The organism is Candidatus Cloacimonadota bacterium, from assembly GCA_016932035.1.
In the GTDB taxonomy this organism is placed as follows: domain Bacteria; phylum Cloacimonadota; class Cloacimonadia; order JGIOTU-2; family JGIOTU-2; genus Celaenobacter.
Genome location: JAFGDR010000009.1, coordinates 78522 through 91820, shown reverse-complemented (window position 1 = coordinate 91820; position 13299 = coordinate 78522). Strand labels below are relative to the sequence as shown.

5 protein-coding genes are annotated in these 13299 nt (G+C 39.1%); all 5 read right to left on the bottom strand.

Features of this window, described 5'->3' with window-relative positions; translation table 11 throughout:
• Window positions 1-41: 41 nt before the first annotated feature.
• The 5 genes from JW794_01305 to JW794_01285 all read right to left on the bottom strand — a co-directional run bounded on the left by JW794_01305 (window position 42) and on the right by JW794_01285 (window position 13213).
• Window positions 42-1235 carry a pyridoxal phosphate-dependent aminotransferase gene (locus tag JW794_01305; protein ID MBN2016764.1) on the bottom strand — a complete coding sequence of 398 codons (1194 nt, stop codon included), beginning with the start codon at window positions 1233-1235 and terminating at the stop codon, window positions 42-44.
• 17 nt (window positions 1236-1252) lie between these two features.
• Entirely contained in the window at window positions 1253-4294 is a 3042-nt protein-coding gene (locus JW794_01300; protein MBN2016763.1) for a T9SS type A sorting domain-containing protein, read from the bottom strand.
• 162 nt (window positions 4295-4456) lie between these two features.
• Window positions 4457-6733, bottom strand: coding sequence for a T9SS type A sorting domain-containing protein (locus tag JW794_01295; GenBank protein ID MBN2016762.1), 2277 nt, complete (start codon window positions 6731-6733; stop codon window positions 4457-4459).
• 3 nt (window positions 6734-6736) lie between these two features.
• Window positions 6737-9730 carry a T9SS type A sorting domain-containing protein gene (locus JW794_01290; GenBank protein ID MBN2016761.1) on the bottom strand — a complete coding sequence of 998 codons (2994 nt, stop codon included), beginning with the start codon at window positions 9728-9730 and terminating at the stop codon, window positions 6737-6739.
• 12 nt (window positions 9731-9742) lie between these two features.
• Window positions 9743-13213 (bottom strand): T9SS type A sorting domain-containing protein, encoded by a 3471-nt coding sequence (locus JW794_01285; GenBank protein ID MBN2016760.1) that lies wholly within the window; start codon window positions 13211-13213, stop codon window positions 9743-9745.
• Window positions 13214-13299: the final 86 nt, after the last annotated feature.

Here is a 13299-nt window from a genome sequence, read left to right as displayed (position 1 = left end):
TGCTAATCAACACTATATTTTTCATTTAAAAACTCCGATCATTAATGTTTTTCTATATATTCCTTAAGACCTTTTCGGAACAAATGCATCGCACATTTCAGGTCATCTTCATTGAGGATATATGCAAGGCGAACTTCATCTCTTCCCATTTTGGGAGTTGCATAAAATCCTTTTGCCGGGGCAAACATAACGGTTTCATTATTATCAGAAAACTCCTCGAGCATCCACTGAGCAAAATCTTCAGCATCTTCGATAGGCAGCTTCACGATCATATAGAACGCCCCTTGCGGTTTCACACACACGATACCTTCGATCTTATGTACTTCATTATAAACAATATTTCGTCTTTTATCATATTCTTTGAGAACATCGATAAAATAAGCATCCTCAATATCAACTGCAGCCTGTGCTGCTAACTGGTCTATTGTAGGTGGACAAAGACGTGCTTGTGCGAATTTCAGGATAGATTCCATTAAAGCATTATTTCTTGATATAATACATCCAATTCTTGCACCACATGCGCTATATCGCTTGGAAATGCTGTCTACCATTATTGCCCGATCCTCGATCCCATTAATGTGTAGAATACTTGTATGAGAAAGACCGTCATATATGAATTCTCTATACACTTCATCAGATATGAGATAGAGATCATATTTGAGTGCTATCTTCGCTAATCGTTCAAGATCATTTTTCAAATAAACAGCACCGGTTGGATTACCTGGATTACTGAAGAGAATTGCTTTTGTTTTTTCTGTTATGCACTCGATTATTTTTTCATCTGGAGGGAGTGAAAAACCGTCTTCAGCATAGGTTGTAAGAGGTTTAATGGTTACTCCTGCAATAGTCCCAAATCCGTTATAATTTGTGTAAAATGGTTCAGGTATGATCACTTCATCTCCGACATTACAGGTTGCAAGCAGAGCAAAGATAATAGCCTCAGAGCCGGCAGTTGTCACGATCAGATCCTTAATACTGATAGGAATGTGATGCTTATTATAATAGCGCACAAGACTCTGCCTATAACTCAACAACCCCTGTGAAGGACCATACGAAAGTACCTTTCCATCAAAATGATTATACACATCCAAGATTTCTCTGGGTGTTTCAATATCAGGTTGCCCGATATTGAGATGATATACATGAACGCCCTTCTTTTTTGCATCATCGGCAAAAGGTGTTAGCTTTCGTATAGGTGATGCCTGAATTTCTATAGCACGAGTAGATAATTTCATCTTACCTCATTTCTTAGTTATTTGATGATAACCATCTTTCTGATTTGCACTGTATTGTCATGTTTTAATTTATAAAAATATACACCGCTGCCAATTTCTGAACAATCCAGAATTGCTTTTCCAGCATTTCCTTTTACCGTCATAACATAGTCACCATGAATATTGTAAACATCGATCATGACATCCTGAATTTGAGCGCTACCTTTAAGTTGATAGGAAATAACCGTCGATCTTCCAACTGGATTTGGAAAATTACCGAGCAGCTTTGTTTCAGCATAATTATCATTATTCGGCACTCCGGTTTGAATAATGCCGTTGCCGCAGACATGAATATATTCAAACTGGAACGGTAGAATCGTAACCTGCACACTATCTTCATAGGATTGAACAAGTGCTGGGCAAAAGATAAGGTCGTATTCCTGTGATTGACCTTCAGCCAGGTTATAATCAAGGGTGGTTCCAGGATTACTCCCACCTGATTCCATGACACTAAATCCGACAGGTGTACTTATCGAACCCTGGAGTGTTCCCCCGCCAACATTCTGCACGGTGAAATGAGCTGTTGAATCTGAACCGATATACACCTGTCCAAAATCAATATATGTTGGTGCTAAATAGAAAATAGGATAATCGGGTGATGTTGCAGGAAAACAGATACAATCGACCCATGCCCGATCCTGACCCCCTATCGTATTATAATCTTTGTCATACACCCATTTAAAAGTGTGAGTTCCAGCATTAACGGGGTACACTTCCTGAGACCAGTTCATCTCTCCTGACCATTGTCCCTGCATTGCACCATCAATATAGAATTGAAGAAAATCATAGGTATTCTCAGAAGAAACTTTTCTATAGAATGAAATCTGTCCGCTGCTTACATCAAGTGTAACAGACATCTCAGTCGTTGTATTATGTCCTATTGCTCCAGATCTTGCACAATATGAACCCTGGTATGGATTGATAGTATCGATGGTCCAGTCCATGCTACCACCCATCTGCCAGTCAAATGCGCTAAAATCACCAGTTTCAAAATCTTCGCATGGTACTGAACCGACATGAAGGATAATATCATACATTCCGGAAAATGCATTACTGTTACAGTGCAGATCCAGAGAGAAATAAGCAGGATGTCCATCCGGTGTCGATGCTAAAGCTGCAATTGATACAGATGAGGTGTCCATTTCACCCGGTTCGATATTAGAAAATGGTTCCAGGTCACCATTAACAGAAACGTAAAGATCAGTACAACTCAATATTGAGAGGATATCCTGTGCGGTTTCTGTTCCATTATTTCTTACAATAATATTGAGAATTGCTTGTTCACCCGGATCGAGAATACCGTCTCCATTTCCAATTGCAGAATCATCAACATAATAATCATCAATTACAAGATTTGCTCCCTGAATGAATTCGGTAGAAATCGCATCAAGATCAAAACCGGCATCATTTGCCGTTGCCGTGCCATCACCATCATCAACGATTTTTATAAACTGAGCTTCCGAGATATCAGAATCACCTAGGTCAAATTCTGTTGTACCAATTCCAGAACCGACGATACAAAACGGTCCATCGATCGAGTTTGCAACATAACAATCATATCCTTCTGGTGATGCATCACCTTCATATACAGTAAAATCATTATATGGTCCATCTACGATCGGGTACTGCATATCAATAATACACCAACCATTTTTACCTATCGAATAATTTATATTATCTGGTTGGCCTAGGCATGCGGGTGTATTTCCTTCGTCACCTGTATTATTGTCAGGGATCTGGCTTGCGGCGAATTTGTATCCGTAAAAAGCATCGTCATCTGATGGCTGCAATTGAAAATCAATTGTTGTAGCATTCATTGCTGTAACAGTGACATTATTCATCGTCTGGCTTTCATATCCATTGGCAGTAACTGTGACAGTATAATTTCCATTGAGTACATACTTATGAAAATCGCCGACTTGAGGATCTGTATAAGTAGGCATGAAGTTGTTTACCCAGATAAGAGCTGATACAGGATCACCAGATACTGCATCGGTAACAAGTCCATTGAGTCCGTAATTGCAGTACTCCATCATAGTAAGCATTGCGGGGAGATTGAGATTCCAGTAATAGACTATTTGTGAAGTCGGAGGTTGCTTTTGATATGAAATCTCCATTGACCAGCTTATTGAACCCATTACACCGTAATTTGTATCCTTTGAACTACCATTGATCGGGTACATGCCAGTACAACCTGGTCCGTAATCGAGGTTTGCATATCCCGAACTCGTTGAGTAAATACCTGCAAGCTGATTTATATGTGGATGATCAGGACATAGGTTTGAACGATAACTCCAGGGATGTGAAATAAATTCAGTTCCACTATGATACGTCGTATGAACAACAAATTGATGATTATACATACAACTTCTGAGCGCTTTGGTTTCAGTTTGTGAATAAGGACCAGGACTTCCTCCCCATGCATCCCACATGTAACCCCAATCTCTGTTAAGATCAACACCATTTGCATTGTATCTCACAACATGATATCGTCCATCAGGATTGACCATCGGATAAAGCCACACTTCAGTATTATTGACAATATTTGTAACCTGTGTATTCGAGCCATAATTCACACAAAGGTACCTGATCATTCGTGCAACGTTTTCTGCAGCGCAGAGTTCATCTCCGTGTATTCCCCCATCAAACATGATCTCCGGTTCATTTTCTTCCAATGAGACATTATCACTGATAACACATGCGGAAATTTCTCGTCCTTCAACCGTTTCTCCGATATATTCTTTCCTACAAATAAAAGGAAATGCTGCTGCACAGCTATCCATCAAAGCAATAATATCATCATACCAGAGCCAGTCTGTTCTTAATTCTTTGATCTGCTCTGAATGAGCTTCCAGATCTTGAGTAATTATTTCATATGACAAATTGGTTTCTTTAAGTTCTTCAAATTCATCTGGAGTAACAAATATTCTCGCGAATCCTGAATAGACATCTCCGTTCAGTTTGAGATTATACAATGTCTGATAATCAGTTTCAGATGAGAGATATACCTTTACTTCCATTTCCTGTGGTCGCCATGCGAAGAGAAATGTTGTTGTAATAAGAACGAATAGAATAAAAAATATGGTCTTTTTCATGAACAAAACCTTTCTGAAATATTTTCTTTTTTTCTGTATTGGTATTTTGTTGTAAACTTTTTCACTATAAATGGATTCCCGAAATAGTTATCTATATAAAACACATTTCTTGGTAGCAATAACCTCTTCATCAGCTAGTAATTGATAGAAATATATACCTGATGCAACTGGTTCTCCCTTTTCATTCTTTCCATCCCATGAAATCATTGAGTTTTTCTCTTCGATATGAAAAGTTTTAACAAGCTGCCCTTTAATATTGTAAAGAGAAATAGTTATATCTTCACTCTTGGAGTTGTTAATTTCATAAGGGAAAAATGTTATAAATCTGAATGGATTGGGTTGATTTTGCTGTAATATATATTGCGGCGGAGTAGGTGGATCTTCGATTCCATTGCCCTGTGATGATACAATCTTCACATTATCGATAAGCCAGCCCGGATCGCTTAAATAGGAATCTGTTGAGATAGTAAAGCGAATATAGACATGAGAATCGACATAATCTTTGATGGGAATTAGTACTTGTTCCCAGCCGTGACTTACACCTGAATATGATGCAAGAGCAGTCCAGTCAATGTTATTAAGTGATATCTCAACCGAGCAGATATCATTCTCCCATTCTGTATGATAGTTATGCCAAAAATTAAGTACAACATCCTCATTCACACCATTAAGATTGATTGATGAACTCGTCTTAATCGAAGATTCTATACCATTATGATAAAACCTGTCATTATTATCACGCAAAGCAAATGTGCCCTCGTATGGTTCTTCATACAGACACCAAAAATTTCCAGCTGTCCATTCATCCATACCGGATTCCCAATCTTCTTCGAATATTACAACTTGCTGCTGAAAATTTATATCTAAATTTTCCAGGCTATCATCGATAACAATATCAATAATCTGCGGTACATATCCGTCTGAAATAAATGTTGCCTGATAGGTTCCTGTATGGTAATTAAACGAAAAATCTCCTATTAATGAAAGCGTTTCTGAGAAATATCCATCAGAGAGGATGAGATCACATGTAAGAGGAGTGCCGTTATTATGAACATTTCCAACAACAGTAACTTGTGGTAGCGGTTCAAGCTCTACATTTTTCACAGTCCAGGAAGAATTATTGATCGTTACACTTGTAAGGGTTGTGTCTTGGTATCCCTTTTTTTTATAGGTTACCGAGTATGTTCCGGGTTCCAGCAAACGCCAATATCGACCATACAATTCATCAGAATGCCGAGGAGTGAAATACACTGCATCATGATCATTTATATATACTTCGGCTACTAATGGTGATTTTGTTTGAGCATCCTGAATATGGCCTGTCAGCATTCCTGCATCGGTTTGATAACCAATTACTCGGTTCATGAGCCAGTAAGCACCAAGTTTACAGCGCTCGCATGTGTCGTCCACAAGTGCAGCATTCGGCTGTAGATTTTCAGTTCCGCATTCAATTAGAAGTTGTACTGTTCCATAGGTGTTATAAAACCAATCATGAGCACATCCATTTCTACCTCTTGAGGGTGAAGGTTCATAATGAGCTATTCCATCTTCAGTTTCTATAAGTGATGCAACTGTTTCTCCGATTATTTTATTGAATTCGAAATCCGGAGATCGTTTAACACCATCCCATTCCCATGAATAGAAAACTTTTTCAGAAAAATTACCTGTTCTTGATGAATGCCAGTTTATTGAATAGAGAAAATGTTGTTCATCTGCTAAGGTTCGAACTGCTTGCGTACCGCCTTCGGAAAAGGGATAAGGACCACGATAATAATCATAGCGTTCTTCACCACTTGGTTCATAGAGTGTGTCTCCATGCACCCAATTATAAGAATAGTTTCTATTCGGATCTACACCGTCAATATCATGTCCGGGCCCCTCCTGAAAATCAAAGATACCGTTTAGATTATTATCCCTTTTTGTCTTTCGGAATGAAACATCCCAGCCATCCATCACAACCTGCAATCCTTCCGGATTTATGGAAGGAATGAACCATATCTCGAGTTCGGAAAGCCATATCGCATATGGTGTTTGATAGAAATGGGTGAGAATCTCGTTGATCATATACATACTGATCTCAACGCCCAGAACCTCCTCAGCATGACATTGCCCCACATAAAGAACTGCAGGTTCATCTTCATCTACTGATGCATTATCAGATAGCTTTACAGCCCAGATTGGTATGGAATCAGTGGCTGACACATCTATTGAATCAACAAAGACAAGATCCGGATAGAGTGCCTGCAGAGAATCCAGCTCAGCTTTGATCTCATCATATGTATGGTACCGCTCTGGCAATCCGATCTGTCCATACAATGAGACTGCAAATAGCAAAAAAAGAAAACAAAGAATAAATTTTTTCATGATCTATCTCAAAATAATTAATTTCTGTGATGTTGACTCACTGAAATTTGAATACCGATAGAAATAAACTCCATTTGCAACTGGATTTCCCCTTAAATCCCTGGTATCCCATATATGCTCAATCTGATCTTTTTCAAAATCATATGAGTATACTTTTTGTCCTTTGAGATTATAGATCTCAATGCGGTTATTTCGATGCAACACATTATTCTTAAGCACGAAAAAAACGGAGTTTGTTATCGGGTTTGGATAATGAGATATAAGAGAAACATTTGAAGATTGTGGATCATCAACAGAGGTTTCATTGATCTGTACTTTTTGTGCATAGATATTGTAAATATCTGCTTTCCCGCTTGATCGCGCATCCTGCCAGATTACACTGGCGTAATAATCATCAAAGGGAACGGTTAATGGACCGGATTGGTTCTTGATAGCTGTACACACAGGTAGATCTGATGTCCATACATCAGTGCCGTCTAATGAAATTTTTTGCCCGTAAATATCTGCATTCAATCCGTTTCGGAAATCCTGCCATGGAACGAACAGGTTGATTCCAACCTTTGTAATTGACGGCATGGTTTGATCACCTGCTTCATCAACTATCGGCACTGCATCTGGATTCCAAAGCATTGATCCATCAGATGTTTGCACCTTTTGACCATAAATATTATAATCAACACCATTACGGAAATCTTCCCAAACAGCATACAAATCATTATCATAAATATATGCCGGTGCGGACTGGTCATTATCGTAGCTTGCTATCGGCACACCATCTGCCTGCCAGAGCACCGAACCGCTTTCTGTCACGACTTGTCCATAGATTGCCAGAACACCATCACGAGAATCTTCCCAAATGACGAATAGACCTTCCGGTACAAGAAGTCCCGTAGCATTATTCTGATTATTCGCTGCACCGCAGATTTCCAATCCATCATCCGACCACCCAGTTGCAGTATTTCCGCTACTATCAATTTTTTTTACATATATATTTTGATTGTTCCAAGCACCGCTCTGAAAGATATAATAAAGACCAACAACATCCGTAAGTTTATCTTCACCAGATCTGTTGACTATCTCAATCCCTTCATCATTCCATTGCAGCACACCATCGACTATCTTCTGTCCAAATATTCCTGGATCCATGAAATCTCTATAATCTGACCATCCTGCATAGTATTCAGTTGTTCTTGAACCAGCTACTGCAGAGATTTTGGGATTCTGCTGCTCGCATACAAAATCGCCAAGTGCCAAACCTGTTGATAACCAGAGATGAGAACATTGTCCATCAACGGCTTGAGCATATATTTGTTTAAAGCCAGTTCTGTTCTCTTCCCAAACTGCTGCAAGCTCATCCTCCGATACTATGTATATTGCATCGACATTTTCCTGATCATAACCAGTTGGACCAGTAAGTGCTGCACCATTAACAGCAAGATCTATAGTTCCATCATTATTAAGTGCCTGCATATAGAGCTGGTTACCAGTATATGGACTTCTACTATCTTCCCAGAGAATTAATGATTTATCTAAACCCTGGTATAATAAATAATTTTTTGCATCACCGCAGAGACCGTAATAGATCAATTTGCCATTTTCTGTCAGATACTCTGTTCCTGAACCATTGAGGATCTGGAAGTAAAGTCCTGTGGAACCCTGTCTGTTATCACCCCAAATAGCATAGACTTTTCCGCTTCCGTCTCCGCGAAGCAAAGGTGAGAACTGCTCTCCATATGCATTACAGATCACCTGTCCGTTTGATTCCCATTCAATCGTACCTGTACCACTAACGTGTTGCATATATATATCTTCGTGTGGATGTCCCCCATTTCTTCCGTCTGTCCACACAAAATAACAACCTCCGTTTTCATCATTTGTCAAACGAGGTTCGAGCTGATTATTTTCAGCTGTGCAAAGAGCAATACCATCTACACCCCAGAGGAGTGTACCGCTAACATTTATTTTTTGAGTATAAATATCTGAAACTAATGGATCATTTCTGTAATCCACCCAAACAATGATCGCTCCTGTATCTGAAGACTGCGTTATTCTTGGATCTTTTTGAATACTTGCATCCTGGAAAATGGGCACATCTCCAGCCCATAAGAAATTTGCATCGAGATCAACGCGCATTGCCATGATATCTCCATTCGGATCACTATGTTTATCACGCCATGTAAAAATAAAACTTCCAGTTCCATCAGGACATACTTTCACATTGCTTTGAGTATCAGTGGCACCACAAAGAAGCGTTCCACCAGCTCCCCACAGTAATGTTCCATCAGAAGCGATTCGCTGCATATAGAGATTCTCATCGGTTGCAACTCGGGTATCATGCCAGGCAAGTATTGCACCGCCAGTACCATCTTCCCAGAATGTGTGTCCATCTTGAGCACCATTCTCAGCAGCAATTGGATTTCCATTGACATCCCATCCTGTTACAATATCGCCGGAAGCATTAACATGCGTACCGTAAATATCTATTCCGCCGGGATTTCGGGAATCAAGCCAGATCACATATGCACCCTGATTGGCATCATTCACAATATTGAGAGATATTTGAACATCTGATGCAAGACATAAAGGTACTCCAGCTTCATTCCAGAGAAGATTTCCATCTCCATCAAGCTTTTGTGCATACACATCACCGGCATCTTCATTTCTGAAATCTACCCAAGCAATAATGACTCCTCCATCACCTGTATTGATGACAACTGGATCTTCCTGTCGATTGATCTCGCCATTAACCATGACTGCATCAGCACCCCAGAGGAGATTTCCGTTGATATCAACTCTTTGTGCCCAAACATCTCGATCTCCGAGACGAGTGTCAGACCATACATATACTACTGAGCCATCCTCCAATGATGTACCCGATCGATACCATTCTATATTAACGCCCTGACGTATCGGAATACCATTATCCTCCCAGATCGTTTGACCAAAAAGTAAAGATGAGAATAACAAACTTATTATTACTATTGCAGCACCTTTCATTCAAATCTCCTTTTATTTCATCAATATCATTTTTCTTGTTTGATTGAATGTATCTGTATTCATTTTATAAAAATATACTCCATTTGCAGCTTTTCGTTCAAAAGCATCCCGTCCATCCCATTGTACTTCATGATTTCCAGCAGAAAATTCATCATCAGCTATCGTTCGAACTTTTTGTCCTAAAATATTATAGATTTCAATCGTAACATGAGATGATTGCTTTATCGCAAAATGTATATGGGTTGAATTATTAAAAGGATTCGGGAAGTTTTCAGATAGATAATTTTGAGCTATTATTGATGGATCGTCATTTGCTGTTGGTGCACCAAGTGGCGGGAAGATTATATAATCGATCCATGCACAGTCGCTTCCTCCAGTTACATAGACATCCTTGTCATAGCGCCATTCAAAAGTATGCACGCCGGCTAATACGCTATATGATTCTTCAGACCAGGATGACTCACCACTCCATTCATCCTGCAGCGAACCATCAATGTAAAATTGCAGATAATCATAATTGTTTTCTGAGGATACTTTTTTCCAGAAACTGATTTCACCATCTGTAAATACTTCGACATCAATCTTGAGAGATGTCTCAGAACTATGTTCGATTGCACCGGATTTTGCTGAAAAGAAACCTTCATATACATCCGTATTTGATATTGTCCAGTCAGCATCTCCATTAAAATACCAGTCAAACATGCTGAAATCTCCGGTTTCAAAATCTTCGATAATTAATCCTATCGTCATGCTGATCGCTTCATCTATATCGTACAAACCTGCATCGACTGAAAAATCGAATGTAACAGCTGAACCTTCTTCTATTTGATCGCTTGCACTAACGGTAAAAACTGAATTAGCAGCATCTCCAGATGCAATTGCACCGAGATTTACAGATGAGTTTTGTATCGTGATCAAGTTGTTCGTGCAATTAAGAGTAGAAGAGGCTGAAGGAGATGTAGCATTGCCTGAGTTGAGAGTTGGTATTGTCAGTAATACTGTTTCTCCAGGATCGAGCACACCATCATTATCGCCTGCGCTGTCGTCTATTTGACATTGTCCAATTTCCAAAACCGGTGCATTAAGAATGATTGAGAACTGTGTTGCCCAGTACTGCTTATCATCTGCTGAAATATTCATAGATAATAAAGCGACATGCTGATCCGGAATATACTCATCAATTATGATCGGTAGAACATCTTCTTGTGAAGCAATACCACCTGCTGTAATTGTACCAAAATTGGCAGCAGAATATGAGCAGGAAATATATTCATCGTCAGAACTGATCGTTGCGGTTACATTGGTTGCATCCTGAGTTCCGACATTCTTCAAAACAAAATCAAAACTCACTTCTTCTGCATACTCAGGCATGTTGTTATTCGAGTCTTTTGTGGCAACACTATCAATGATGACATATGCTCCCGAGCTGGGGGTTATGATTATATCATAACTCGCTTTCAGACAATTATACCCGGTAATGATCAATTGGGCTGTCCCAACATCTGTAAAGATGGGATCAATATCGATTGTTGCCAGGCCTGTTGCGTCAACTGTTCCTGAAGCATGATACATACCGTCCTTGATGATCGTACAGACAAGACCTTCAACATTACTAAAACTTGAAATACTAACCTGCATTTGCGTTTGACCGATAAAAATGCTATCTGGATAAGTAACCTGTATGGAGATCGGTTCATCTGTCCAGATGGACAAGACAGGATCCCCAATCACATTACAGCAATAGAAACACCATCGCAAAGCGCCTTCTTCATGCTGTCCCGGTGCATTCACCCATGGAGCAGTATTGATCTTCGAATACAGGTGCGCTTCTCCGATTCTGTCTTTCCTTAGTGTATATAATGCATTAACATACTCACGATGAAGATGTTCGGATGGACCTTCTGTCTGTCCCTCGTTGAACCAGCCATACCTGGAATTTCCAATGAATGATGCTGCAAAATTCTCTAAATTCACTATATCTTCTGCAATACAGTCATTTGAATCAAAAGCACCTGAAAGACAACCGTGAGTATAAATATGTGTATAATTGTGAGTTGTACCATTTACATTTGAAAAATTAGCATTTGTTATATCGCTGTCATCCATTCTCATGCAATATGTCTGGTTCGCATGACCCGAATGGTGAACATAGGATTTTCCTTCATTTATTTTACTTATCAGTGTGGATGCACTCCAGTACCCAAGATCTCTGTCATATAATTTTTCAATATTTTGAGTTGCTGGGATTCCATTGGTTGTATATCCATTATCTTCACGTAAACCAATCAGAAGATCAAGATAATCACCACCCCAGGTTTGAGGGCTGTTATACAGATCTTCACCAGCAAAGATCGGGCTTGTCAATTCCCCAAGTACAGGATTTTCCTGATAACTCATTGATTTATTCAATATGTTTGCGAGTTCAGCAGAATTGCTGAATGACATTCTCCCAACCGACACATCCGGAAGAAGATCATCCTCTCCTATTTCACCCCAAAGATTATCATTGTCATCATTCCAGGTTCCATCAAGTGCAGAATAGTATAGATCAGCAGGGATATCATCATCAGTATATAACGATGATGATTGGACTTCGCAATAAAAACCCCGATGTGGAATATGTTCATCATCTCCGCCGAGAATGACATATCGGATTCCGTTTGTTTGATATTCCTGTATAATATAATTCCTGATTTTTTCCTGAAGATCAACACCCGTCATAGTTGATGCTATCGTCTGAGTAGTTACAATTTCAGTCCGTAATCCTTGAGTGAGATACATATCGATCAAGTCCGAGAAATCATTTATGAATGCTTCAGGAGTTATCAAGAGAACTTCATATTCTCCGTCACGAAGATCTCGTTCATATTTCGTGATCATCTCAGGATTTTGAGCCAATTTTTGAATCGTTTCAAAATGCGATTCACATACTGTAGATGGTATGGCAAGTGATGATTTATTTGAATGTATCTGGGTTGTGATCCTCACGGTAATAGTATGATAATATGAAAGTTGTTGTTCTTTTGGAACATACTCGATCGGTGTAATAGCACAAAAAGCAAATCCGAAACCATTCATATATTCAGTTGAGAGCTGTCCTCTTATATTATCAGGATATGATCCACTTTGATTATAAATGTCTTGATTTAAGAGAAATTGCCCTGATTTTTCTTTTGAATATGGTTGAACATACTGGGCTGGATAAAGAGAGTAAGTTCCCGCAAGAGTTTCTTTGCCCTCAGGCAAAACCTCAATGTCCACTGCTTCATGACCAGGGGGTAATAGTAATGAAATCGCATGGTAAGGTAAAGATGGATATCCTGCCGGTGCGGATTGAATAGTTGATTCAAAACCAACTACCTGATAACTACCATCGACAGAGATAAAATGTGGATCATCAAAATAGTAAATTTTTTCTATTGTATCTGCAAAAGCAATATTCACTGCACATAGAACAATAGTTAATATGAAAAACGTCTTCATGAAAAACTCCAAAAATTTCATTTATTTATTTGCCATCAAGGTGCAAGGACACAAAGAATAATATATTCTATTTCGTGTCTTTGTGC

Coding starts and splice junctions, on each gene's coding strand:
- JW794_01290 (MBN2016761.1), bottom strand. CDS start 9,730: ATGAAAGGTGCTGCAATAGTAATAATAAGTTTGTTATTCTCATCTTTA.
- JW794_01305 (MBN2016764.1), bottom strand. CDS start 1,235: ATGAAATTATCTACTCGTGCTATAGAAATTCAGGCATCACCTATACGA.
- JW794_01285 (MBN2016760.1), bottom strand. CDS start 13,213: ATGAAGACGTTTTTCATATTAACTATTGTTCTATGTGCAGTGAATATT.
- JW794_01300 (MBN2016763.1), bottom strand. CDS start 4,294: ATGGAAGTAAAGGTATATCTCTCATCTGAAACTGATTATCAGACATTG.
- JW794_01295 (MBN2016762.1), bottom strand. CDS start 6,733: ATGAAAAAATTTATTCTTTGTTTTCTTTTTTTGCTATTTGCAGTCTCA.